The organism is Microbacterium sp. ER1 (assembly GCF_023383675.1).
Lineage (GTDB): Bacteria > Actinomycetota > Actinomycetes > Actinomycetales > Microbacteriaceae > Microbacterium.
In genome coordinates this window covers 83,191-106,881 of record NZ_QCXO01000137.1, presented here as the reverse complement: position 1 = coordinate 106,881, position 23,691 = coordinate 83,191, and the positions used below count along the sequence as shown (strand labels likewise).

The 23,691-nt window shown below is 70.2% G+C and carries 28 protein-coding genes; 14 read left to right on the top strand and 14 right to left on the bottom strand.

The features are described from left to right. Window positions 1–10 precede the first annotated feature (10 nt). Window positions 11–643 carry a uracil phosphoribosyltransferase gene (gene upp, locus BV453_RS12390; RefSeq protein ID WP_025104476.1) on the bottom strand — a complete coding sequence of 211 codons (633 nt, stop codon included), beginning with the start codon at window positions 641–643 and terminating at the stop codon, window positions 11–13. A gap of 81 nt (window positions 644–724) precedes the next feature. On the opposite strand from upp, the gene tadA reads away from it, so the two are divergent. Beyond that, window positions 725–1,180 (top strand): tRNA adenosine(34) deaminase TadA, encoded by a 456-nt coding sequence (gene tadA / locus BV453_RS12385; protein WP_249521728.1) that lies wholly within the window; start codon window positions 725–727, stop codon window positions 1,178–1,180. A 4-nt stretch (window positions 1,181–1,184) separates the two neighbouring features. On the opposite strand, the gene BV453_RS12380 is transcribed toward tadA, so the two are convergent. Beyond that, on the bottom strand, window positions 1,185–2,156 hold the full coding sequence (locus BV453_RS12380; RefSeq protein ID WP_249521727.1) for a cation diffusion facilitator family transporter: 972 nt from the start codon (window positions 2,154–2,156) through the stop codon (window positions 1,185–1,187). 59 nt (window positions 2,157–2,215) lie between these two features. On the opposite strand from BV453_RS12380, the gene proC reads away from it, so the two are divergent. After that, the gene (gene proC, locus BV453_RS12375; protein WP_249521726.1) at window positions 2,216–3,055 is read left to right on the top strand and encodes a pyrroline-5-carboxylate reductase; all 840 of its coding nucleotides are present in this window, start codon (window positions 2,216–2,218) and stop codon (window positions 3,053–3,055) included. A gap of 216 nt (window positions 3,056–3,271) precedes the next feature. On the opposite strand, the gene BV453_RS12370 is transcribed toward proC, so the two are convergent. Genes BV453_RS12370 through BV453_RS12355 form a run of 4 tightly spaced genes read right to left on the bottom strand, consistent with a single transcriptional unit; the run spans window position 3,272 to window position 7,774 of the window. Further along, on the bottom strand, window positions 3,272–4,864 hold the full coding sequence (locus BV453_RS12370; RefSeq protein WP_249521725.1) for a hypothetical protein: 1,593 nt from the start codon (window positions 4,862–4,864) through the stop codon (window positions 3,272–3,274). Beyond that, complete coding sequence (locus BV453_RS12365; protein ID WP_025104471.1) at window positions 4,846–5,622, bottom strand: ABC transporter ATP-binding protein; 777 nt, start codon at window positions 5,620–5,622, stop codon at window positions 4,846–4,848. The genes BV453_RS12370 and BV453_RS12365 overlap by 19 nt, the downstream gene beginning before the upstream one ends. Before the next feature lie 57 nt (window positions 5,623–5,679). Beyond that, window positions 5,680–6,351: a TrkA family potassium uptake protein gene (locus tag BV453_RS12360; protein ID WP_025104470.1), complete on the bottom strand. Its 672-nt coding sequence runs from the start codon at window positions 6,349–6,351 to the stop codon at window positions 5,680–5,682. Then, window positions 6,344–7,774, bottom strand: a complete 1,431-nt coding sequence (locus BV453_RS12355) for a TrkH family potassium uptake protein (RefSeq protein ID WP_025104469.1) — start codon at window positions 7,772–7,774, stop codon at window positions 6,344–6,346. Before BV453_RS12355 ends, BV453_RS12360 begins: the two co-directional genes overlap by 8 nt. A 104-nt stretch (window positions 7,775–7,878) precedes the next feature. Between BV453_RS12355 and BV453_RS12350 the strand changes: the two genes are divergently transcribed. After that, entirely contained in the window at window positions 7,879–8,295 is a 417-nt protein-coding gene (locus BV453_RS12350) for a helix-turn-helix transcriptional regulator (protein ID WP_025104468.1), read from the top strand. Between the two features lie 180 nt (window positions 8,296–8,475). Here the strand turns inward: BV453_RS12350 and BV453_RS12345 are convergent, their stop codons facing one another. Next, entirely contained in the window at window positions 8,476–9,303 is an 828-nt protein-coding gene (locus tag BV453_RS12345; RefSeq protein ID WP_025104467.1) for an ABC transporter permease, read from the bottom strand. Then, the gene (locus BV453_RS12340) at window positions 9,300–10,202 is read right to left on the bottom strand and encodes an ATP-binding cassette domain-containing protein (RefSeq protein ID WP_025104466.1); all 903 of its coding nucleotides are present in this window, start codon (window positions 10,200–10,202) and stop codon (window positions 9,300–9,302) included. The genes BV453_RS12345 and BV453_RS12340 overlap by 4 nt, the downstream gene beginning before the upstream one ends. Window positions 10,203–10,304: 102 nt before the next feature. Here BV453_RS12340 and BV453_RS12335 point away from each other — a divergent pair, with 102 nt between their 5' ends. The 10 genes from BV453_RS12335 (at window position 10,305) to BV453_RS12290 (ending at window position 16,185) form a co-directional block, all read left to right on the top strand. Beyond that, on the top strand, window positions 10,305–11,237 hold the full coding sequence (locus tag BV453_RS12335) for a TetR/AcrR family transcriptional regulator (RefSeq protein WP_249521724.1): 933 nt from the start codon (window positions 10,305–10,307) through the stop codon (window positions 11,235–11,237). 26 nt (window positions 11,238–11,263) lie between these two features. Continuing rightward, the gene (locus BV453_RS12330; RefSeq protein ID WP_085603836.1) at window positions 11,264–12,190 is read left to right on the top strand and encodes a cyclase family protein; all 927 of its coding nucleotides are present in this window, start codon (window positions 11,264–11,266) and stop codon (window positions 12,188–12,190) included. 75 nt (window positions 12,191–12,265) lie between these two features. Then, window positions 12,266–12,457, top strand: coding sequence for a helix-turn-helix domain-containing protein (locus BV453_RS12325; RefSeq protein ID WP_025104463.1), 192 nt, complete (start codon window positions 12,266–12,268; stop codon window positions 12,455–12,457). Window positions 12,458–12,572: 115 nt separating this feature from the next. Then, a complete protein-coding gene (locus BV453_RS12320) occupies window positions 12,573–12,671 on the top strand; it encodes a 30S ribosomal protein bS22 (protein ID WP_003792170.1) in 99 nt (32 codons plus the stop codon). 79 nt (window positions 12,672–12,750) lie between these two features. After that, window positions 12,751–13,053, top strand: a complete 303-nt coding sequence (locus BV453_RS12315; RefSeq protein WP_025104462.1) for a rhodanese-like domain-containing protein — start codon at window positions 12,751–12,753, stop codon at window positions 13,051–13,053. Continuing rightward, window positions 13,050–13,346 carry a glutaredoxin family protein gene (locus BV453_RS12310; protein ID WP_025104461.1) on the top strand — a complete coding sequence of 99 codons (297 nt, stop codon included), beginning with the start codon at window positions 13,050–13,052 and terminating at the stop codon, window positions 13,344–13,346. Before BV453_RS12315 ends, BV453_RS12310 begins: the two co-directional genes overlap by 4 nt. Then, complete coding sequence (locus BV453_RS12305) at window positions 13,343–13,645, top strand: Dabb family protein (RefSeq protein ID WP_249521723.1); 303 nt, start codon at window positions 13,343–13,345, stop codon at window positions 13,643–13,645. Before BV453_RS12310 ends, BV453_RS12305 begins: the two co-directional genes overlap by 4 nt. Before the next feature lie 143 nt (window positions 13,646–13,788). Next, a complete protein-coding gene (locus BV453_RS12300; protein WP_025104459.1) occupies window positions 13,789–14,601 on the top strand; it encodes a basic amino acid ABC transporter substrate-binding protein in 813 nt (270 codons plus the stop codon). 34 nt (window positions 14,602–14,635) lie between these two features. After that, on the top strand, window positions 14,636–15,433 hold the full coding sequence (locus BV453_RS12295) for an amino acid ABC transporter permease (RefSeq protein WP_025104458.1): 798 nt from the start codon (window positions 14,636–14,638) through the stop codon (window positions 15,431–15,433). Further along, complete coding sequence (locus BV453_RS12290) at window positions 15,430–16,185, top strand: amino acid ABC transporter ATP-binding protein (RefSeq protein WP_025104457.1); 756 nt, start codon at window positions 15,430–15,432, stop codon at window positions 16,183–16,185. Before BV453_RS12295 ends, BV453_RS12290 begins: the two co-directional genes overlap by 4 nt. Window positions 16,186–16,286: 101 nt before the next feature. On the opposite strand, the gene BV453_RS12285 is transcribed toward BV453_RS12290, so the two are convergent. The 5 genes from BV453_RS12285 to BV453_RS12265 all read right to left on the bottom strand — a co-directional run bounded on the left by BV453_RS12285 (window position 16,287) and on the right by BV453_RS12265 (window position 20,888). Continuing rightward, entirely contained in the window at window positions 16,287–17,378 is a 1,092-nt protein-coding gene (locus BV453_RS12285) for an ABC transporter ATP-binding protein (protein WP_249521722.1), read from the bottom strand. Further along, window positions 17,375–18,166 carry an ABC transporter permease gene (locus tag BV453_RS12280; protein ID WP_126894041.1) on the bottom strand — a complete coding sequence of 264 codons (792 nt, stop codon included), beginning with the start codon at window positions 18,164–18,166 and terminating at the stop codon, window positions 17,375–17,377. The genes BV453_RS12285 and BV453_RS12280 overlap by 4 nt, the downstream gene beginning before the upstream one ends. Further along, the gene (locus BV453_RS12275; RefSeq protein ID WP_374209032.1) at window positions 18,163–19,101 is read right to left on the bottom strand and encodes an ABC transporter permease; all 939 of its coding nucleotides are present in this window, start codon (window positions 19,099–19,101) and stop codon (window positions 18,163–18,165) included. The genes BV453_RS12280 and BV453_RS12275 overlap by 4 nt, the downstream gene beginning before the upstream one ends. After that, entirely contained in the window at window positions 19,098–20,237 is a 1,140-nt protein-coding gene (locus tag BV453_RS12270; RefSeq protein ID WP_249521721.1) for an ABC transporter substrate-binding protein, read from the bottom strand. Before BV453_RS12270 ends, BV453_RS12275 begins: the two co-directional genes overlap by 4 nt. A gap of 135 nt (window positions 20,238–20,372) precedes the next feature. After that, window positions 20,373–20,888, bottom strand: coding sequence for a GNAT family N-acetyltransferase (locus tag BV453_RS12265; RefSeq protein WP_249521720.1), 516 nt, complete (start codon window positions 20,886–20,888; stop codon window positions 20,373–20,375). A 105-nt stretch (window positions 20,889–20,993) separates the two neighbouring features. On the opposite strand from BV453_RS12265, the gene BV453_RS12260 reads away from it, so the two are divergent. After that, window positions 20,994–21,767, top strand: a complete 774-nt coding sequence (locus BV453_RS12260; protein WP_060921721.1) for a TSUP family transporter — start codon at window positions 20,994–20,996, stop codon at window positions 21,765–21,767. A gap of 103 nt (window positions 21,768–21,870) precedes the next feature. On the opposite strand, the gene aspS is transcribed toward BV453_RS12260, so the two are convergent. Further along, window positions 21,871–23,649: an aspartate--tRNA ligase gene (gene aspS / locus BV453_RS12255; protein ID WP_025104450.1), complete on the bottom strand. Its 1,779-nt coding sequence runs from the start codon at window positions 23,647–23,649 to the stop codon at window positions 21,871–21,873. Window positions 23,650–23,691: the final 42 nt, after the last annotated feature.

Below are 23,691 nucleotides of genomic sequence, written 5' to 3'. Positions count from 1 at the left end.
GCGAGCGAGGTCAGACGGTGCCGTAGAGGCGGTCGCCCGCATCGCCGAGGCCGGGCACGATGTAGCCCTTCTCGTCGAGGCGCTCGTCGAGCGCTCCGAGGACGAGGGTCACATCGCGGTCGCCCGCCATCGCCTCGATCGCTGCCACGCCCTCCGGGGTGCCCAGCAGGCAGATCGCGGTGACGTCCTTCGCGCCGCGGTCGAACAGGAACTGGATGGCCGCGGCCAGCGAGCCGCCGGTCGCCAACATCGGGTCGATCGCGAAGCACTGACGGTCGGAGAGGTCGTCCGGAAGCCGCTCGGCGTAGGTGGTGGGCTCGAAGGTCTCCTCGTCGCGGACCATGCCGAGGAAACCGACCTCCGCGGTGGGGAGGAGCTTGACGAGGCCTTCGAGCATGCCGAGACCGGCGCGCAGGATCGGCACGACGATGGGCCGCGGCTCGGAGATCTTCACGCCCGTGGTCGTGGTGACCGGCGTCGTGATCTCGATCGGCGTGACCTTCACATTCCGCGTCGCCTCGTACGCGAGGAGCGTCACGAGCTCTTCGGTCAGCTGGCGGAAGACCGGCGACGGGGTGCGCGCGTCGCGCAGCACCGAGAGCTTGTGGGTGATGAGAGGGTGGTCGGCGACGTGAACACGCATGGATACAGGCTAATGCGCGCCGCGTCCGCGCACGACATCGGGCGCCGTGGCGGCCGCCCCACGCTGCCGTAGGCTCGGGGCATGACCGCCGCCGACCGTCTCGCGATGCAGCGCGCGCTCGAGCTCGCCGCCGAGGCCGCGGACGCCGCGGAGATCCCCGTCGGCGCCGTCGTGCTCGACGCGGATGGCCGTGTCCTGGCCGAAGGGCGGAACACCCGGGAGGCCACGCACGACCCGACCGGCCACGCCGAGATCGAGGCGATCCGCGGCGCGGCATCGGTCCTCGGGTCGTGGAACCTCGACGGCTGCACACTGGTCGTCACCCTCGAGCCCTGCGTGATGTGCGCCGGCGCGATCCTCCAGGCACGCATCGGCCGCGTGGTCTTCGGCGCGTGGGACGACAAGGCGGGAGCGGCCGGCTCGATGTACGACGTGCTGCGCGACCGCCGCCTGCCTTATCGCGCGGAGGTGATCGGCGGCGTGGACGAGCACGCGTCCATCGCTCTGCTCCGCGCCTTCTTCGAGGACCGTCGCTGAACGCTCAGTCCGAGGATTTGAGGACGAACACGTCCGTCGAGGGCTCCGGATCGATCGCGGGACGGTAGACGTCCGGTTCGATGTAGACGACCCGGGCGACCGGCACGGCGGCGCGGATGCGGGCCTCGATCTCGTCGATGTCGTCCGCGACCTCGCGCAGCGGCTTGTCGGCGTTGAGGGCGATCTTCGCGGCGACCATCAGCTCGTCCGGCCCGAGGTAGAGGGTCTTCATGTGGATGATCTTCTCGATCTCCGGACCGTCGTTGATCGCGTCCACGATGCGGTCGTAATCGGCGGGGGTCGCGCCCTCGCCGACGAGCAGGCTCTTGGTCTCCACACCCAGCACGATCGCGATGAGCACGAGCAGGACGCCGATCATCACCGTGCCCAGGGCGTCGAAGACGGGGTTGCCGGTGAGGAGCGTGAGGCCGACGCCGAGCAGGGCGAAGGTGAGGCCGGTGAGGGCGCCGACGTCTTCGAGGAGGACCACGGGGAGCTCCGGCGCCTTGGACCGCCGGACGAAGGAGAACCAGGACTGGCCCTTCTCGCGGACGATGTTGCTCTCGCGCACGGCGGTGCGCAGGGAGAACGACTCCAGCCCGATCGCGATGAACAGCACGACGAGCGGGAGCCACCACCAGGTGTGGTCGATCTCATGCGGGTGGGTGAGCTTCTCCACGCCCTCGTAGATCGCGAAGAGCCCGCCGACGGAGAAGAGGATGATCGACACGACGAACGCGTAGACGTAGCGCTCGCGGCCGTAGCCGAACGGGTGCGCGCGGTCCGCGTGACGCTTCGCCTTGCGGCCGCCGAGCATCAGCAGGAGCTGGTTCCCCGAGTCGGCGACGGAGTGGATCGCCTCGGCGAGCATCGAGGCCGAGCCGGAGAGGGCCCACGCGAGGAACTTCGCGAGAGCGATGCCCAGGTTCGCCAGGAACGCCGCGACGATGGCCTTGCTGCCTCCGGATGCACTCATGCGACGAGTCTAGGACGGGAGTCCGAGCGGCACAGGAGCGCCCGCCGTAGGATGACGACATGGCTGATGCGCTCCCGTCCCTCGCGTTCCTCGGTGCCGGATCCATGGGGGGAGCGATCCTCCGCGGCGTGCTCGCCTCTGGCGTCCCGGTGGACGGAGGGATCACCGCGACGAACCGCACGCCGGAGAAGGCGGAGGCGTTCGCGGGCCTCGACGGCGTCACCAGCATCGCGCTGTCCGAGCGGCCGGAGGGCAATGCCGACGCCGTGGCCGGCGCACGGGTGGTCCTGGTCGGGGTGAAGCCGGCGATGGTCCCCGACCTGCTCCGCGAGATCGCGCCGCACCTCAGCCCGGAGACCGTCGTGGTGAGCCTCGCCGCGGGGGTCACGCTGCAGACCTTCGCGGATGTCCTCGGCCCGGAGGCCCGCGTCATCCGCTCGATGCCGAACACCCCGTCGACGATCCGCAAGGGCGTCACGGGCCTCGCGGCCGGTGCCGCGGCGACCCCCGACGACCTCGCGCTCGTGCGTCGTCTGTTCGAGACGGTGGGGGCGGTGGTGGAGGTCCCCGAGTCGCAGATCGATGCGCTCTCGACGATCTCGGGCTCCGGTCCCGCCTACGTGTTCCTCCTCATCGAGGAGTTCACCGCGGCCGCGCGGGAGATGGGCTTCGCCGACGCGGACGCCCGGCTGCTGGCCGAGCAGACCTTCATCGGTGCAACCGCGCTGCTGGATTCGACGGGGGAGGACCCCGCCGAGCTGCGCCGCCGGGTGACGAGCCCGAAGGGGACGACGGAGCGCGCCGTCGCCGTGCTCCAGGACGCGCATCTGTCCGACACCTTCGCCGCCGCTGCCGCCGCCGCCCTCGCTCGCGCAAAGGAGCTCGCCGCCGGCGCCTGACCTCGCGTGTTCTCGCGCGCCTCCACCTCGCGAGAACAGGCGATCACGCGAGTTCAGGCAGCCAGCGCCCCTGGAGCCTGAACGCGCGCGAGTGCCTGTTGCGGCGAGGTGTCGCGGGAGCAGGCGACCTCGCGGGAACAGGCGATCACGCGAGTTCAGGCAGCCAGCACCCCTGGAGCCTGAACGCGCGCGAGTGCCTGTTGCGGCGAGGTGCGGCTAGGCCTCGCTGGCGACCTCGGCGAGCACCTCGGGCCAGCGCCGCTGCAGGGTGCGACCGCCGAGCACCGTGCCGCCCCACAGCGCGACCCCACCGAGGACGACGGCGGCTGCGAGGCTCGCCCAGCCCAGGGGCGGGATCCAGATCGACGCGATCGCGAAGCCGAGGGCGGGGCCGCCGAGCAGCAGGGTGATCGGCGACATGATGAGCATCGCGAGGAAGGACTGCGCGCCCCCGGAGGAGCCGCGTCCGAACGGGTTGGCCTCCGGCGCCGGAGCTCGCCCCGGCAGGAACGCGCCCACCCAGGAGCCCGCGCCCGCCGACACCGCCATGAGTCCGAGAGCAGCGCCCAGGCTGCCCGGTAGCAGATCCGGACGCCCGGCCAGCAGACAGGTCACGACGCACAGGAGGATCGTGATCGGCACCGCCACCAGCGCGAACCCGAGCAGGCGTCCGACGCGGTCGGCCGTCCCGCTCACGCCGGTGAGGATGTGCAGCGCGACGGCGTCGTTGTCGTAGGCGATCGCCATCTGCACGATGCTGCCGGCGAGGAGGGCGTTGATCGCGGGGATGAGGGTGATCGCGGGCGCGAAGCCGGTACTGTCCTGCTGCAGTCCGTTCATGAGCGCGAGTCCGAGGAAGATCGCGGGGAGCAGCAGCAGCATCACGATGTTGACGACCTGACGCGGGTCGCGACGGAAGTAGAGGAGCGTCCGTCCCGCGATGGCGCCGACGGGCCCGGCGGGAAGAAGACGGTCGAGCACGCCTCCCGAGCGCACGCGTCCGCCCCCGCTCGACTGCAGGGGGGCGACGAGGCGCGCAGCGAGCATCCGGCGCGCGGCGACCCAGAAGACGACAAGGGTGGCGGCGGCGATGAGCAGCCGCAGGACGGCGGTGACGACGTCGCCCTGTGCCACCGCGGCGGGGACGCCGAACACGGCGGCGACCGGCGTCCACGCGGCGATCTCGGCGACCGCGGTGAAGGCGCCACCGACGTCGCGCACGGTCGACAGCGCCTGCAGCCCGATGTTGAGGAGGAGGCCGGAGGAGGCCAGCAGCACCACGCCGAGGGTGAGGACGAGGTCGCGCGTCCGCCGACGGGCGAGCCATCCCGCGAGCAGCCCACTGACGACGCGGGCGCCGAGGACGCAGGTCGCGAGGGCCACGGGGACCATGAGCACCGCGACGAGGAGGGCCGGAACGCTGACCGACCATCCCACGAGCATCAGCAGCAGGGCCACGGCGGTGCCGATGCCGCCGATCGTCGTCATCCCCGCCACGACCAGTCCGGGGAGCAGAACCCGGGCGGTCACCGGGAGCAGGGCGAAGCGCTCGGGGGCCAGCGAGTCGTCCGCGCTGACGAGGATCGACCCGATCCACCACCCGAGCACGATGATCGCGCCGGTGAGCACCATCGCGGTCACGGCGGCGTCCGGGGCGCCCACCCGCAGGGCGATCAGCCCCACGGTCAGCAGCCCCAGCATGCTCAGCGCGATGAGACCCACGATCACGAGGGTCACGATCATCCAGGGGTTGCGCCTGAGCTGATGTCCGAGCTGTCGCAGCCGCAGGCCTACGAGGAGCGCAACCACGCGAGCGTCTCCGTTCCGAGGTCGTGCGCGCCCACGAGGGTGAGGAAGCGCTCCTGCAGCGTGAGCCCGGCCCGCACCTCGTCGAGGGCGCCGTGGGCGAGCAGACGCCCCTCGGCGACGATGGCGACGCGGTCGCACAGCGACTCGACGAGCTCCATGACGTGGCTGGAGAGGACGACCGTGCCGCCGCCATCCACGAAGGAGCGGAGGATCTGCCGGATCGTCTGGCCGGAGACCGGGTCGACGGCTTCGAGGGGTTCGTCGAGGATCAGCAGCCGGGGCGCGTGGATGAGCGCGCAGGCCAGGCCGATCTTCTTCTTCATGCCGGCCGAGTAGTCGACGACGAGGGTATCGCCCGCCTCCGTCAGGCCGAGGGCGTCGAGGAGCTCGCCGGAGCGGGAGACGACCTCTGCCTCCGGCATCCCGCGCAGTAGGCCGGTGTACCGCAGCAGCTCGGCGCCGCTGAGCCGGTCGAGCATCCGGATGCCGTCGGGGAGCACGCCCATCCGCGCCTTCGCGGCGGCAGGGTCCTGCCAGACGTCGGCGCCGAGCACCCAGGCCGTCCCGGCGTCCGGGCGCAGGAGCCCGGTGGTCATCGCGAGCGTCGTCGTCTTGCCGGCACCGTTCGGGCCGAGCAGCCCCAGCATCGAGCCCGCGGGGACGTCCAGCGACAGCGCGTCGACGGCGACCTTCTGGCCGAACTGCTTGCGGAGCCCGCGGAGGGCGAGGACGGGCGGTGCGGGGGCGTGATCGCTCATGCCCCCATCCCACCACGCCTGCCGCGACCGGCGCATCCGCCGCGGGGAGGACCCGGCTCAGCGGTCGAGGGCGGCGAAGCGCTCGATGTCGCTGTTCGTCCCGGAGACGATGATGAGGTCGTGGTTGGTCACGATCGTGTTGGCCTCCGCGTAGCGGAACGGCTTGCCCGGGCTCTTCACGCCGACGACGGTGACCTTGTACTTCGAGCGCACACCGGACTCGTTCAGGCCGACGCCGCGGATGAACTTCGGCGGGTACATCTTGGCCAGGACGAAGTCGTCGTCGAAGCGGATGAAGTCGAGCATGCGCCCGCTCACCAGGTGGGCCACGCGCTCGCCGGCCTCACGCTCGGGGTAGATGACGTGGTTGGCGCCGACGCGGGCCAGGATCTTGCCGTGCGACTGGGAGACCGCCTTCGCCCAGATCTGCGGCACCTTGAGGTCGACGAGGTTGGCCGTGATGAGCACGGACGCCTCGATCGAGGAGCCGACGGCGACGACCGCGACCTGGAAGTCCTGGGCGCCGATCTGGCGGAGGGCGTCGATGTTCCGGGCGTCGGCCTGCACGGTGTGCGTGACGCGGTCCGACCACTTCTGCACGAGCTCGAGGTTGTCGTCGATCGCGAGCACCTCGCGGTCGAGGCGGTCGAGCTCGCCGGCGCAGGCGGCGCCGAACCGGCCGAGACCGATGACGAGGACGGGAGCGTCCCCCCGAAGGACTTCAACCAACGATCGGCCTTTCCACGGGCAGTGAGTAGTACTGCGTGCGCGATGTCGCGGCGACTGCCGCAGCGAGAGTCACTGTACCAACGCGGCCCATGAAGATCGTCGCGGCCATGACGTACGAGGCGGAATCCGGAAGCTCCCCGGTGAGACCCGTCGAGAGCCCGACCGTGCCGAACGCGGAGATGACGTCGAAGAGCACATGGCTGATGTCGGCCTTGGTGATCTGCGCGATCACGATGGTCGACAGCGCGACGATGGTGGCGCCCCAGGCGACGACGCTGAGGGCGACGCGCTGCACGTCGCTGGGGATGCGGCGGCCGAACGCCTCGACGGACTGGCGGCCCTTCGCCTCGGACCAGACGGCGATCGCGAGGACCGCGAGCGTGGTCACCTTGATGCCGCCCGCCGTCGACGCGGACCCGCCGCCGACGAACATGAGCATGCTGGCGGCGAGCAGCGACGAGCCGTTGAGGTCGTCCATCTCGATGACGTTGAAGCCGCCGGAGCGGGTCATCGCGGAGAGGAAGAACGCCTGGAAGGTCGTGTCCGCCGCGTCCATCGAGCCGAAGGTCTTGGGGTTGTCGTATTCGAGGATGAGGAAGGCGGCCGCGCCGAGGATGAAGAGCAGAACCGTGGTGACGATGGTCAGCTTCGAGTGCAGCGACCAGCGCTTGACGTGCCAGACGTGCTTCGCGAGCGTGTAGATCACCGGGAAGCCGATGCTCCCGAGGAACACGCCGACCATGAGCAGCGACAGCACGAGGTAGTCGTCGGCGAAGACGGCCACTCCGCCGTCGTTCGGGGCGAAGCCGGTGTTGGTGAACGCCATCGCCGAGAAGTACGGGGCCTCCCAGAGCGCGGCGATCGGGTCGACCCCCGCCATCACCAGCGCCGGATACAGGAGGGCCGCGAGGGCCGCTTCGATGAAGAGGGCGGAGAGGGCGACCGTGGTGAGCAGCTGGCCCACCTCGCCGAGGCGCACGGTCTGGCTCTCGTTGACCACGCCGCCGTGCGCGCGGAGCGGGTTCGTGTCGCCGGCCGCCATGAGCTTGGCCCGCAGCCCGAGGCGCTTCGAGATGAGCATCCCCATGAGGGAGGCGAGGGTCAGCACGCCGAGGGCGCCGATGTTGACGCCGATGAACACGACGACGTGCCCGAACGGCGACCAGTGGTTGGCCATGTCGACGGTCGCGAGGCCCGTCACGCAGATCGTGGAGACGGCGGTGAAGAGCGCGTCGCTGAGCGGTGTCACCGTGCCGCTGGCGGACGCGATCGGCAGCGAGAACAGCACCGTGAACACGAGGATCAGCAGCGCGAAGACGGCGATGGCGAACCGGGACGGCGACGAGGTGATGAGGTGCTTCACCCGGCCGGCGGCTCCGGGAAGACCGGTGCGGGGAGACGACGCCGAAACGATGCCCGACATCGCTGCCCCCTTCTTCCGCGCCGTCCGTTCCACGGCCGCAGCACGGCGCCTCTCGCCGAGCCTTCGTCATGGTACTCCGTGCCGGGGCGCACTACCCTGATCACATGACGGACATCTTCGACGTGATCGCAGACGGTACGAGGCGCGACATCCTCCAGCTCCTGCTCCGACGCACGTCCGAAGGCGAGTCCGGCACGAGCGTGAGCCAGATCGTGGCCGACCTCGGCATCAGTCAGCCCACCGTCTCGAAGCACCTCAAGGTGCTCCGCGACGCCGAGCTCGTCACCGTCCGCGAAGACGGGCAGCGCCGCTTCTACAGCCTGTCCGTCGCGCCGCTGGAGGCCGTCGACGACTGGCTGGTCCCGTTCCTCGTCGATGCGTTCGGCGATGCGGCACCGGACATCGCCTATCCGGGCGCCCCGATCCCCGACGGTGCCGCGCACGCGGCCGAGGTCGTCGGGCGTGCGGCCGCCTCCGCCAAGCACGTGGTCACGAACGCGCTGAAGCGCCTCGGCGCCTGATCCCGCGCCCCGCCCGGACGGGGAACCGCCCCCGAAGGCAGGGGGGATGCCGTCGGGGGCGGTGTGCGGACCCCAGATCCGCGCGGACTCGGCAGGTGCCGGCACCGGTCCTGCACCCGACCCTGGCAGGGCTGTCTGAGCGATCGGGCAATGCGGGCTATGCGCGGGCTGGACGTCGGCTCATCGTCGTCCGGCCTTTCGTCGAAACAGCCACGCGCCCCACAGCGCCGCCACGAGGAGGATCGCCACGCACCAGCCGATCGCCCACCATGCCTCCGCCTGCATCGGGGTGTCCATCAGGAGAGCGCGGATGGTCTCCACGATGGGCGTGATCGGCTGGTGGGCGGCGATCGGCTGGAGCCAGTCGGGCATGCTCGCGACGGGGACGAAGGCACTGGAGAGGTACGGCAGGAACAGCAGGACGAAGCCATAGCCGTTCGCTGCTTCGGGGCTGCCGGCGGCGAGCCCGATCGCGGCGAACAGGTAGGTGATCGCGAGGATGTAGAGCGCGATCATGCCGGCCAGGGCGACCCACTCGAGCGGAGTGGCCGATGGGCGGAATCCGACCAGTACCCCGACGCCGATCACGACGGCGGTCGCCACGAGGTTGCGGAGGACACTGGCGACGACATGCCCGGTGAGCACGGCGCCGGCGCGCAGGGGCATGGTACGGAACCGGTCGATGATCCCCGTGCGCATGTCGTTCGCGACGTACACGGCGGTGGAGGAGGCGCCGAAACCGGCGCACGTCAGGATGATGCCGGGGACCACGTAGTCGACGTAGGCGCCGGAGGGATCGATGGCCCCGCCGAACACCCACGTGAACATCAGCATCAGCATGACGGGGAGCAGGATCGCCATGAGGAGGGACTCGCCGTCCCGGAGGGAGTGGCGGAGGCTGCGCCCGACGAGGACGGTCTCGGCGGTGAGGCCGCGGAGGGGTGGCCGCGGGGCGGGGGCGGCCGCGGGCCCGGAAGTTCCGGGCACAGTGGCGTGGGCGATGTTCATGCGAGCTCCTTCCGGGGCGCGGCGCCTGCGGTCGCGGCGTCGGGAGCGGTGACGGCGAGGAAGACGTCGTCCAGGGTGGGGCGACGGAGCGTGACGGTGCCGGCGCCGCCGTCCTCGTCCAGGAGGTCGAGCGCTCGGCGGAGACCGCTCACCGAGCCGTCGGTCGGGATCTCCCGCTGAAGCTCCCCGCGGTCGTCGCGGAGCTCCACCGTGTCGCCGCCGACCCGGGCCTTCAGCGCCGCGGCCGTTCCGAGCGCCGCGATGCGACCGTCGTGGAGCACGGCGATGCGGTCGGCGAGCTGATCCGCCTCCTCGAGGTACTGCGTCGTGAGGAACACCGTCGTGCCGCCGTCCGCGAGGACCCGGATGATGTCCCAGAGGTCGCGCCGACTGCGGGTGTCGAGCCCTGTCGTCGGCTCGTCGAGGAAGAGGACCTCCGGGGCCACGACGAAGCTGAGGGCGAGATCGAGACGCCGACGCATGCCGCCGGAGTAAGTGCGGACGGCGCGGCCGGCGGCCTCGCCTAGATGGAAGCGATCGATGAGATCCGCGGCGCGACGCCGCGCGCCGGCACGACCGAGCCCGGACAGACGGGCGAACATCACCACGTTCTCGGTCGCGCTGAGGGCGTCGTCCACGGCGGCCGACTGACCGGTGAGGCTGATCCGTCGCTGCACCTCTCGCGGGTGAGTCCGCACATCCCAGCCGGCGACGCGCGCCGTGCCTCGATCCGCCGCAGTGAGGGTGGTGAGGATGTTGATCGTCGTCGTCTTGCCGGCGCCGTTGGGCCCGAGCAGAGCGAACACCTCGCCACGGGCGACGGTGAGGTCGAGATCACGAATGACGGTCTTCGCGCCGAAAGCCTTGTGCAGGTCGTGGACGTCGATGGCTCTGTCCATCAGGGTTCACCTCTGTGTATGTCCAAAACTGTGTATGTTCAACGCAATCGTGTATGACCGTAACACACTGTTTAAGGAATAAACAGAAGTAGGATGAAAGCCATGACCGAGAAGGAGCCGCCCGAGCTGCCGCGCGGGATCGCGCTTGCCTGGGGTGTCGCGGCCGATCCGCAGCGCGGCCCGAAGCGGGAGATGAGCGTCGAGAAGATCGTGGAGGCGGCGGTCGCCCTCGCCGACGCCGACGGGCTCGGTGCCGTCTCGATGGCTGCGGTCGCCGCGCGTCTGGGATTCACGCCCATGTCGCTCTACCGGTACGTCTCCGCCAAGGACGACCTCCTGCTCCTCATGCAGGAGGAGGCGACGGGCCTGCCGCCGGAGAGCCACCTTGAGGTCGACGGGTGGCGCGAGCGGCTGCTCGCCTTGTACGAGGCGCAGATCCTCGTGTATCTGCGGCATCCCTGGATGCTCTCGCTGCCGATCTCGGGCTCGCCGATCACACCGAACAGCTCCGCCTGGCTGGATGCCGGCCTCGCCGCCCTCGATGGCACCCCGCTCACGGCAGAGGAGCGGATCGCCGTCGCACTCGCCGTCACCGGCCATGCCCGCTGGTGCGGGATCGTGCAGGCCGGATACACCGAGCAGTCGCGGTCGTCCGGTCTGAGTCCGGACGAGGTCGCGGCCCGTGAGGCCTCGCTGTTCGACCGGGTCATCACCGCTGACGAGTTCCCCGCCCTGCGGCGGGCTATCGAAGAGGGCGTCTTCCTGTCGTCGGCCGACCCGTTCCGCTTCGCGGTGGAACGCACCCTCGACGGCGTCGCCGCGTACATGACGGGCCTCGAACGCGGGGAGCGGCACATCGTCGCGGAGGAGTGGGTCGATCTCGACGTCGCCGAGCTCGCTGGAGACAAGCGGCTCAAAGAGGCGCAGAAGGCCAGCCGTGAGGCGGAGAAGGCCCTTCGCGCCGCGCGCAAGGTCGAGCGGCAGGCCCTACGGGATGCGCGCGAGCGGATCGCCAAGGCGAAGAGATCCGCCTGAGTCCTCCGGTCCGGCAGGATGGGCGCATGACGGACGAGTACCGCGCGCATTTCGACTTCGCGATCACCTTCGCCAACGGCGGCGGGCTGCAGGGGCAGGGGTTCCGACTCGATCTGCCACGGGAGGACGTGACCGCGGACGAGGTCGCAGCCCTGCTCATCGCTCATCTCGGTCTGGCGCTCGTGGGCGAGGTCGAGCTCAGTGATCTGCGGATCGTCGCCGAGCCGCACCGGGGCAGCCGAGGCGTCGCGGCTCCGGCTCGTGGAGACCGCACCGAACGGGTCGTGGACCTGAGCCACCCGATCGCGGAAGGCATGGTCACCTATCCCGGGCTGCCGGCGCCGACCATCACCCCGCACCTCACCCGCGCGGCGTCGCGCGAGCGCTATGCGCCGGGGACGGAGTTCGCGATGGACGTGATCACGATGATCGGCAACACGGGTACTTACCTCGACGCGCCGTTCCACCGCTATGCGGACGGGGCCGACCTGGCGTCGCTAAACCTCGACACCCTCGTTGACCTGCCCGCCGAGGTCTTCCACCTCCGCGACGCGTGGACGCCCGAACGGCGGGGTATCAGGGCGGCGACGATCGCGGATCGTGAGCTCCGCGACACCGCGGTGCTCCTGGACACCGGCTGGAGCCGGTTGTTCGGCACGCCCGCCTACGGCACCGGCTCGCCCTTCCTCACCGAGGACGCGGCGCGCTTCCTCGTGGACGCCGGGGTGCGCCTCGTCGGCATCGACGCGCTCAACATCGACGACACGGAGAGCGGCGGGGAGCGACCCGCGCACAGCATCCTCCTCGCGGCGGGCGTGCACGTCGTCGAGCACCTCACCGCTCTGGATCGCCTCCCCGCGCGCGGGGCGCGGTTCACCGCGGCCCCTCCCGCGATCCGCGGGTTCGGGACGTTCCCGGTCCGGGCGTTCGCGACCGTGCCGACATCCCACTGATCACAACAGCCACGCGGGTTTACACGCGTCCCAGCGACCCCATAGAGTGTGCTCATCGAGAAAGGGGTACGTGGGATGCCCGAGGTTCCAGACGTCCGATTCCTGACGGTGGCCGAAGTCGCCGAGCTCATGCGCGTGTCCAAGATGACCGTGTACCGGCTCGTGCACGCCGGTGACCTCCCCGCCATCCGATTCGGACGGAGCTACCGCGTGCCGGAGTCCGCCGTCGCGGAGGCTCTGCAGCGGCCCATCGCCGACGCCGGCTGACGAAGGGGCGCGGGGCACCCTCCTGAGTTTGCTAGGATGATCCGAGGCATTTTTCGTGCTCGTACCCGGGTGTCCGATTCCGGCGACACCCAGCCCCTGACTTAGTGAGGTTTCCGTGGGTTCTGTCATCAAGAAGCGCCGCAAGCGCATGGCGAAGAAGAAGCACCGCAAGCTGCTTCGCAAGACTCGCCACCAGCGCCGCAACAAGAAGTAAGCGGCCAGACACCGAGCGCCTGTCTTCGGACGGGCGCTTTGTGTCTCTGCGCGCCGTTCCGCACCGCCGAGAGGATGTCATGAAGTCGATCACCGTCGCCGAACTCGCCGAGCGCTCCGGCACGCCCCTCATCGATGTCCGGGAGGTGCACGAGTTCCAGGCCGGCCACGTCCCCGGCGCCGTGAACATCCCGATGTCCGAGATCGGCAACCGCCTGGACGAGCTCCCGGCCGAGTCGTTCGACGTGATCTGCCAGGCCGGCGGCCGCTCGGCCCGCGTGGTCGAGGCGCTCGAGGCCCGCGGCTACGACGCGACCAACGTCGAGGGCGGCACCGGCGAGTGGATCGCCCAGGGACGCGAGGTGGAGGTCCCGTCGTCGTGACGACGCTGACCCTCATCGGCAAGCCCGACTGCCATCTGTGCGCCGTGGCCTCCGAGGTCGTCGACGCGGTCGTCGCCGAACTGCCGGACGCCGCCGCGGAGCGCATCCAGATCGTCGAGGCGTCGATCCAGGACGACCCCGCCCTGTACGAGCAGTGGTGGGAGAAGATCCCCGTCGTCCTCATCGACGGACGACTGCATGCGCACTGGCGCGTGTCCCCCGACCGTCTGCGCGAGGCGCTGGAGGAAGCCGTCGACGCGGAGGCCCGTGCCGACCAGAAGGAGCTGCGATGACCATCCGCCATGTCGTGACCTGGAAGCTCGCCGCGGAGGACGCGGGGGAGCGGCAGGCCCAGGCGGCCGAGGTCGCCCGTCGGCTCAACGCCCTCGACGGCGTCGTGCCGCAGCTGCGCAGCATCTGGGCCGGTGCGAACGACGTGTACCCCGACGCGAACTGGGACGTGACCCTGGTCGCGGACTTCGACTCCATCGCCGACCTCGAGCAGTACCAGGTGCACCCTGCGCACGAGGAGGTCGCCGGGTACATCCGCTCGGTCGTCTCCGGCCGTGTGGCGGTCGACGCCGAGCTCTGAGCGTCGAGCGTCGTCCCCGCGGCACCGAAACACAAACGTGATGCGGCGCGAGGGGATGTCATTGGTCACGCGACGAGCCGCATGTTTAGATGAACTCCTACCCGTCCGTGGGCTCACCCGCCCCCCGACTCCCAGGAGCCGACATGTCCCGTCGTAACCTCTTCGCCGGCCTCGCGATCGCGGCCACCGCCACCCTCGCGCTCGCCGGATGCGCCACCGGCTCCTCCGATGCGGGCAGCGGCGGCGAGCCCGCCGCCGGCGACGAGTACGGCCTCGTCGAGGCGGGCACGCTCACCGTCTGCTCCGACATCCCCTACCCGCCGTTCGAGTTCGAGGGCGACGACGGCGAGTACACGGGCTTCGACATCGACCTCCTCGGCGCGATCGCCGAGCAGCTCGACCTCAAGCTCTCCGTGCAGGACGTCGGCTTCGATGCGCTGCAGTCGGGGACGACCCTCGCCGCCGGCACCTGCGACGTCGGCGCCTCGGCCATGACGATCACCGACGAGCGCAAGGCCAACATCGACTTCTCCGACCCGTACTACGACTCGCTGCAGTCGCTGCTCGTGCGCACCGACTCGGGCATCGAGTCCATCGACGACCTCGACGGCAAGAACGTCGGCGTGCAGCAGGGCACCACGGGCGAGGCGTACGCGACCGAGAACGCGAAGGGCGCGCAGCTCGTGCAGTACCCCTCCGACGGCGAGCTGTGGCCGGCCATCCAGGCGGGGCAGATCGACGCGATCCTGCAGGACCAGCCCGTCAACCTCGAGCACGAGAAGGCCGACTCCTCCTACGAGATCGTCGAGACCTACGAGACCGACGAGTCCTACGGCTTCGCCTTCGCGAAGGGCGAGAAGGACGAGCTCCTGGACGCCGTGAACGGTGCGCTCGCGGAGCTGAGGGACAACGGCGAGTACCAGAAGATCTACGACCAGTACTTCACGGCGAACTGAGCCGGGGAACACGGAGGTCGGGAGGACCTTGACAATGGCGTTGAGGCGCACCACCAAGCAGAAGCTTTACCGGTACACCGTCTATGCGGTGCTGATCGCGATCGCCGTCTGGATCGCGTTCAGCACCGACTGGGCCCGGCTCGGGCAGCTCTTCTTCAACCCCGAGGTCGCAGCCAAGATGCTGCCGGGGATCATCACGACCGCGCTCGTCAACACGCTGTGGTTCACGGCGGTGGCGTTCACGGGCGGCCTGCTCCTCGGCGTGATCCTCGCGCTGATGAAGCTGTCCGAGATCGGTCCGTTCCGGTGGATCGCGACCGTCTGGATCGAGCTGTTCCGCGGACTCCCCGCCCTGCTCACGATCTTCGCCATCGGGTTCATCGTGCCGATCGCGCTCGGTGTGCGGGCGCAGGAGCTCGGCGGTCCCGTGGTGCTCGGCCTGATCGGGCTCGTGCTCGTGGCATCGGCCTACATGGCCGAGACCATCCGCGCGGGACTCCAGGCCGTGCCGAAGGGACAGACCGAGGCGGCGCGTTCGCTCGGCATGTCGCCCATGAAGACGACCTTCTGGATCGTGGTCCCGCAGGGCTTCCGGATCATCATCCCGCCGCTGACGAACGAGTTCGTGCTGCTGCTGAAGGACACGTCGCTGCTGTTCGTCGTCGGCACGTTCGTCTGGTCGAAGGAGCTCACCACCTTCGCCCGTGACGCCAGTACGCAGAACGCCAACGGAACGCCGCTCATCATGGCGGCGATCCTCTACCTGATCGTGACGATCCCGCTCACGCGTTTCAGCGCGTGGCTGGAGCGTCGGATGGCGAGGACACGATGAGCACCGACCTGATCGACGTCCAGGCCCCGGCGATCGCGATCCAGGACCTGCACAAGAGCTTCGGCGACAACGAGGTGCTCAAGGGCATCGACCTGACGGTTCTCGCCGGCGAGGTCGTCTGTGTGATCGGCCCGTCCGGTTCCGGGAAGTCGACGCTGCTCCGCTCGGTGAACCTCCTGGAGGAGCCCACGGGCGGCAAGGTGCTCATCGAGGGCATCGACATCACCGATCCCGACATCGACATCGACCGCGTGCGCACCCGTATCGGGATGGTGTTCCAGAGCTTCAACCTCTTCCCGCACCTCAGCGTGCTCGGCAACCTCACGATCGCGCAGCAGCGGGTGAAGAAGCGCTCGAAGGCCGAGGCCGACAAGGTCGCCCGCGCCATGCTCGAGCGCGTCGGTCTCGCGGAGAAGGCCGACGCGTACCCCGGGCACCTCTCGGGTGGGCAGCAGCAGCGCGTGGCCATCGCCCGGGCGCTGTGCATGAACCCCGACATGATGCTGTTCGACGAGCCGACGTCGGCCCTCGACCCGGAGCTCGTCGGCGAGGTGCTGCAGGTCATGCGGTCGCTGGCCGACGAGGGCATGACGATGCTCGTCGTCACGCATGAGATGGGCTTCGCGCGCGAGGTCGGTTCGCGGCTGATCTTCATGGACGGCGGACACATCGTCGAGGAGGGCGACCCCCGCGAGGTGCTCGCCAATCCGCAGCACCAGCGCACGAAGGACTTCCTCTCCCGCGTCCTCTGACTCTCCCCGCCCCGGTGTCGCCGAGACCCCGGGCATTCGCCGAGACCCCCGGCTGCAGACGTCTGCAGCCGGGGGTCTCGACGTGAACCCGGGGTCTCGGGTCAGCCGCGGGGGCGCGCGACCACCGGGGCGGGGGTCACCGCGATGCGGACGCGGTCGCGGAACGACGGGTGCACGGCGGGATCGTGCTGCACGCGGACCAGCTCGCCCGACTCCGTGCGCACGAGGGTCCGCCGCATGCTGCCGAGGAACGTGCTCTCCTCCACGAGGGCATCGGTGGCGGCATCCTCCGCGGAGGTGAAGCGGACGTTCTCCGGACGGAGGTACACGTCGACGGGGCCGTCGGCGGGGGTCTGCAAGGGGAGACGCTGCCCCCACACGACGACGTGCTCGCCGTCCGCGACGCCGGACACGACGCTGGAGAGGCCGACGAACGCGGCGACCTCGGCGGTCGCGGGAGTCGTGTACAGCTCTTCCGGGGACCCGATCTGCTCGATGCGACCGGAGTTCATGACCGCGATCCGGTCCGACACCGCGAGGGCCTCCTCCTGGTCGTGCGTGACGAAGACGGTCGTGATGCCCAGCCGCAGCTGAATGCGCCGGATCTCGTCGCGGAGCTGCACGCGCACCTTGGCGTCGAGAGCCGACAGGGGTTCGTCGAGCAGCAGCACCCGGGGTTCCGTGACGAGGGCGCGAGCCAGGGCGACCCGCTGCTGCTGTCCGCCGGAGAGCTGATGCGGGAACCGGTCGGCGAGGTCGGCGAGGCCCACGAGGGCGAGCGCATCAAGGGCACGCCGCGCCGCCTCGGTCGTGCCGACACCCCGACGACGGAGCCCGAAGGCCGTGTTGTCGACGACGCGGAGGTGCGGGAACAGCGAGTACGACTGGAACACCATCCCGATGTCGCGCCGGTTCGTCGGCACGCGCGAGACGTCTCCGCCGCCGAGGAGCACCGTCCCCTCCTCGGCGCCCTCGAGTCCCGCGAGCACGCGGAGTAGCGTCGTCTTGCCACAGCCGGAGGGGCCGAGCAGCGAGACGAACTCCCCGGGGGCGATGTCGAGGTCGACGCCGTGCAGCACCCTCGTGCCGCCGTAGCTCTTGACGATGCCGTGGAGCTCGACCCGCGTGCCGTCGCCGGCCTGGGCGAGCAGCAGGTTGTCCTTGGTGCGCGGGAGTGCGTGATCGAGGGTCATGAGCGGGCCTTTCGCGGACCGCGGGCGACGCGGCCGATGAGCAGGAGCAGGAGGAAGACGAACGACAGGGCGAGCAGCGTGAAGATCGCGGGGGCATACGGGTCTTGCTTCTGCACCACGACCATCGCCGTCTGGAAGACCTGCCGGTTGAGGAGGGACGCGATCGTGAACTCCCCGAGCACCACCGCGATGGAGATCAGCGAGGCGGCGAGCAGGCCCTGGCGGAGGTTCGGCGCGAGCACGCGGAGCACGACCGTCGGCCAGCCCGCCCCGAGCGAGCGCGCGGCCTCGGACAGCGTGCGCAGGTCCGCGGCATCGATCGACGCCTGGATCGAGCGGAAGGCGAAGGGGAGGACCGTGACACCGTAGGCGAAGGCGAGGGTCCAGGTGCCGGTGCCCACGGTCCGACCGATCTGCAGGTAGATCGGCGCGAGCCCCACGACGAGCACGATCGCGGGGATCGAGATCGGCAGGAGCGCGACGAACTCGAAGGCCGCCTTGAGCCGCGGGAAGCGGAGGTTCACGAGGATCATCGTGGGGGCCAGGAGGAACAGCACGATCGACACGGTCACCACCGCGAGGGTCAGCGAGTTCCCGAGCCCCGTCCAGAGGGGCTTCAGGGCCGCCGACGCCGCGGGGTCGAAGAGGGCGGTCCAGTGCGCGAACGAGAGGCCGTCCGTGTCGCGCAGCGTGAAGAGGAACGTCGACACGAGGGGCACCGCGAAGAACGCCCCGACGACGATGCCGATCACCGCACGGGTCGCGCGGGACGGGGCGAGGCCGTTCATGCCTGCCACCGCGAAGCCCGTCGCTGGATCAGGGAGTACAGCGCCATCACGACCCCGACCACGATGATCATGCCGAGGGCGAGAGCGCCGGCGAGGTTCTCCCGACCGAGCAGGGTCTCGCTGGTGAGCGCCGTGCGGATCTGCAGCGGGACGATCTGCGAGCCCTGACTCGCGAGCGCCGCGGCCGTGGCGTACGAGGAGAAAGCGTTCGCGAAGAGCAGCAGCAGGCTGGCGAGGAACGACGGCGCCAGCACCGGGAGGCCGATCCGCAGCCAGAAGCTCGCCCTGCTGCCCCCGAGGGTGAGGTTCGCCTCGACCCACTGCGGCTTCAGGGCGGCGAGGGCGGGCAGGAAGGTGATGACCATGAGCGGCACCTGGAAGTAGATGTACGGGAGGATGAGGCCGGGAAGCTCGTACAGCCACGTGCCCTCGGCGAAGATGTCGATGCCGAACGTGTCGCGGAGGAAGACCGTGACCACGCCCTGGATGCCGATCGTGGCGATGAAGGCGAAGGCGAGCATGACGCCGCCGAACTGCGCGAGGACCCCGGCGGCCGCGTCCACGGAGCGCCGCACGACGCCGTCCGGGTTCATGCCGAGCAGAGCGTAGGAGACGAGGGCGCCGACGAGGGCGCCGACCGCTGCGGTGAGCAGCGACAGCCCCGCCGAGTTCGCGAAGGTCGTGAGCACGACGGGGTCGCCGAGGGCGGCGACGTTCGTCCAGGTGAAAGCACCGTCGCCGTCGAAGAACCCGGAGCCGATCGCGAGCACGGTCGGCACGGCGAGGAAGAGCAGCACGTAGGCGGCGAACGGTACGAGCCCCAGCCACGCCACGGACGGCGCCGACCGCCGGGCCCGCGTGTGCGACGCGGGCCCGGCGGCGGTGGCGGGGGCGGACGCCGCGGCCTCCACCCCCGGTGCGACGACGGTGGTCACTGGACCGCCGCTGCCCACTTCTCGCCGAGCAGCGTGCCGGCGTTCTCGGACTGCTCCTCGGTCGGCACGACCGTCTCCTCCGGGGCCTCGGGGAGAGCGGCCGCGAGCTTCTCGTCGATCGTGCCGGCCTCGGTCATCGCCTCCATGCGCACCGGACGGGCGCCGCCCTTCAGCCACAGGTTCTGCACCTCGTCGCTGTAGAGGAACTCCTGCCACAGACGCGCGGCGGCCGGGTTCGGAGCGTCGACGTTGATGGCCTGGTTGTAGTAGCCCGCGTAGCCGGTGCCGTCGAAGACCACGACCTTCCAGTCCGGGTTGTCGGCCGTGTGGGCCGCGTTCAGGTAGTCCCAGTCGAAGACCACGGGGGTCTCGCCGCTGGCGACGGTCGCGGTCGTGACGTCGACCTTGAGGAGGTTCCCGGCCTTCTGCAGCTCGGAGAAGAAGTCGATGCCCGGCTGGAAGTCATCGAGCGTGCCGTCCGACTGCACGGTCGCCAGGCCCACGGCGGCGAAGGCCGCTCCGGCCTGCGTCGGGTCGCCGTTGATGGCCACGGCGCCCTTGTAGTCGGCGGAGAGGAGATCGGACAGCTCGGCCGGCGCCTCGAAGGCCGAGGAGTCGTAGCCGATCGACATGTAGCCGCCGTAGTCGCCGACGAAGAGGCCGGTGGGCTCCTTCAGCTCGTCGGCGATGTCGTCCCAGGTCTGGACCTTGTACGGGGCGAAGGCGTCGGTGTTCTGCAGGGCGACGGTCAGGCCGAGGTCGAAGACGTCGGGAGCGGTGTCGAGGCCCTTGTTCGTCTCGGCCGCCTGGATCTCCTCGGCGCTGGAGACGTCGGGCGAGGCCTCGTTGATGGTGATCTCGGGGTATTTCTCCGCGAACAGGTCGAGGATCTCGCCGTAGTTCGCCCAGTCGCGGGGGAGGGCGATGACATTGAGCTGACCCTCCTCCTTCGCGGCCGCCTCCAGGTCGGCGAACGAGCCGAAGTCCTCGACGGAGGTCGCGCTCGCCGCGTCCACGGCGTCGTCACCGGCGGCCGGGGTGTCGGTCGCGGAGGCGCAGGAGGTCAGAGCGATGACGGCCGTGGTGGCCAGGGCGATGCCGGCGCCGATGCGTGCGCGGCGGATGGAGCGTGCCATGAGTGTCCTCTCGGTGTCCGGCGCTGTGAGCCGGTGTCGGGTTGCGAGAGGACACTACGAGTCCGAGGTAGCCACGCGGAGCGGTGCGGGTGAACGGTCGGTGTCGGGCGGGTGGCGCGGGGATGCGCTCCGGATTCAGCGCTGCGGGACGGTGTACTTGAAGCCGCGGTGCGAGCCCACGTAGCCGAGGCGCTCATAGAACCGGTGCGCGTCGGTGCGGGCGGCGTCGGAGGTGAGCTGCACCATGGCCGCACCGAGGGCGGGCGCCGCGGTGTCGCCGACCCAGCGCATGACCGCGGAGCCGATGCCCGAGGACCGGAGGTCGCTGCGCACCCGGACCGCCTCGACGAGCAGCCGCCGAGCGCCGCGGCGCGCCATGCCGGGGATCGAGGTGAGCTGGAGAGTGCCGACCACGGCGCCCTCGAGCTCCACCACGAGGAGGTCGTTCGAGGGGTCGGTCAGGATCTCGCGGAGGCCGCGTTCATACGCCGGGCGGTCCTCGTCGGACGCCACATCTCCGCGGGCGGCGCTGATCGGATCGTCGGCGAGCAGCGCGATGACGGCGTCGGCGTCGGCCTCGGTCGCCCGCCGGAGCACGGCGTCCCCGCTCCTCGACGCGAACGGATGCGGAAGCGGGAGAGCGGCGAGCATGAGCCCAGTCTGCCAGCGGTGGATGCGGGACGGCGCCCGCGGGTCTGGAATCATGGCGGAGTGGATATCGGCAGCCTCCTCGGACTCGAGCAGCTCACCTGGGGGATGCTGATCCTCATCATCGTGGCGGCGTTCAGTGCCGGGTGGATCGACGCGGTCGTCGGCGGCGGAGGGCTGCTGCAGCTCCCGGCGCTGCTCCTCATCCCCGGCATCGCCCCGGTCCAGGCGCTCGCGACGAACAAGCTCGCCTCCGTGTTCGGGACCGCGACCAGCAGCATCACCTACTACCGCCGCGCCAAGCCCGACCTCCGCACAGCTCTGCCGATGGCGGTGATCGCGTTGATCGGCTCGTTCGGGGGCGCGGCGGTCGCCACGGTGCTGCCCCCGGCCGCCTTCAAGCCCATCATCGTGATCGCCCTGCTGGCGGTGGCCCTGTTCACGGCGCTCCGGCCGCAGCTCGGGGCCGCGACGCAGCTGCGCTTCCACGGGCACAAGCACCACATCATGGCCGGGCTGGCCGGGCTCGGCATCGGGTTCTACGACGGGATGATCGGTCCGGGCACGGGCACCTTCCTCGTGATCACCCTCGTCGCGCTGCTGGGCTACGACTTCCTGCAGGCGAGCGCGAAGGCCAAGATCGTGAACCTCGCGACGAACGCGGGGGCGCTGCTCCTCTTCATCCCGCACGGCTCGGTGCTGTGGCTGCTCGGGGGCATCCTCGCGGTCGCGAACGTCGGCGGCAGCTACCTGGGCTCGCGGATGGCCATCTCCCGCGGCACGACGTTCATCCGCGTGGTGTTCCTCGTCGTCGTGGTGGCTCTCATCGCGAAGCTCGGCGTCGACGTGTGGAACGAGAACCTCGCCCCCCTCTTCGCCTGATTCCCCCTTTTTCTCTTCGCCGAGACCCCGGGTACGCGACGAGACCCCGGGCTGCCAGCGGCAGTGTCCCGGGGTCTCGGCGGCAAGACGGGGTCTCGGCGGGTCAGGCCTCGTCCTCGGGAGTGAAGTCCACACCGGCCTCGGCGCGCTGCTCGGGGGTGATCGGCGCGGGAGCGGAGGTGAGGGGATCGAAGCCGTTCCCGGACTTCGGGAAGGCGATGACGTCGCGGATCGACTCGGTCTTCGTCAGGTGCTGGAGCACGCGGTCCATGCCGAGTGCGATGCCGCCGTGCGGGGGAGCGCCGAACTTGAACGCGTCGAGGAGGAAGCCGAACTGCTCCTGCGCGACCTCGTCGCTGATGCCCATGACCTCGAAGACCCGCTTCTGGATGTCCTCGCGGTGGATGCGGATGGACCCGCCGCCGAGCTCCGAGCCGTTGCACACGATGTCGTACGCGTAGGCGAGGGCCGAACCGGGGTCGGTGTCGAACGTGTCCTCGAACTCGGGCTTCGGACCCGTGAACGCGTGGTGCACGGCCGTCCAGGCACCCGCGCCGACCGCGACGTCACCGGAGGCGACCGCGTCGGCGGCCGGCTCGAACATGGGGGCGTCGACGACCCAGGTGAAGGCGAACTCGTCCGGGTTCAGGTAGCCGAGGCGACGGCCGATCTCGACCCGCGCGGCGCCGAGCAGCGCCCGGCTCTCCTTGGTGGCACCGGCGGCGAAGAACACGCAGTCGCCCGGCTCGGCGCCGACGAACTCCGCCAGGCCCGCCTGCTCGGCTTCGGACAGGTTCTTCGCGGCGGGGCCGCCCAGGGTGCCGTCCTCGTTGAACAGCACGTAGGCGAGACCGCGCGCGCCGCGCTGCTTGGCCCAGTCCTGCCACGCGTCGAGCTGCTTGCGCGGCTGGCTCGCGCCGCCGGGCATGCGCACCGCGCCGACGTACTCGGCCTGGAACACGCGGAACGGGGTGTCCTTGAAGTAGTCCGTCGCCTCGACGAGCTCGAGTCCGAAGCGGAGGTCGGGCTTGTCGGAGCCGTACTTCGCCATGGCGTCCGCGTACGTCATCCGCGGCAGCGGGGTCTGCACCTCGACGCCGATCGTCTTCCACATCGCCACGATGAGCGACTCCATGAGGGCGATCACGTCCTCCTGGTCGACGAAGCTCATCTCGATGTCGAGCTGCGTGAACTCGGGCTGACGGTCGGCGCGGAAGTCCTCGTCGCGGTAGCAGCGGGCGATCTGGAAGTACTTCTCCACACCGCCGACCATGAGCAGCTGCTTGAAGAGCTGCGGCGACTGGGGCAGGGCGTACCAGCTACCCGGGTGCAGACGGGCCGGGACGACGAAGTCGCGGGCGCCCTCCGGCGTGGAACGGGTGAGGGTCGGGGTCTCGACCTCGGTGAAGTCCTCGGCGTGCAGCACGTCGCGGATCGCCTTGTAGACGTCGGACCGCAGGCGCAGCGCGGAGGCGGCGGCCGGGCGGCGGAGGTCGAGGTAGCGATACTTCAGGCGCGCCTCCTCGCCGACGGTCTCGGTGTCGGCCAGAGCGGTCGAGACCTGGAACGGCAGCGGGGCCGACTCGTTCAGGACCTCGACGTCGGCCGCGATGACCTCGATCTCGCCGGAGGGGAGGTTCGGGTTCGCGTTGCCCTCGGGGCGCCGCGACACCTCGCCGGTGACCTTGAGGACGAACTCGTTGCGCAGCGGGTGGGCGATCTCCTCGTCGCGGATGACGACCTGGGCGATGCCCGACGCGTCCCGCAGATCGATGAAAGCGACGCCTCCGTGGTCACGACGACGATCGACCCACCCGGTGAGGGTGACGGTCTGACCGATGTTCTCGGCGCGCAGGGAGCCTGCGGAGTGGGTGCGCAGCACGGAGGATTCCTCCTGATCCGGGGAAAGATGAACCCGCCCAGT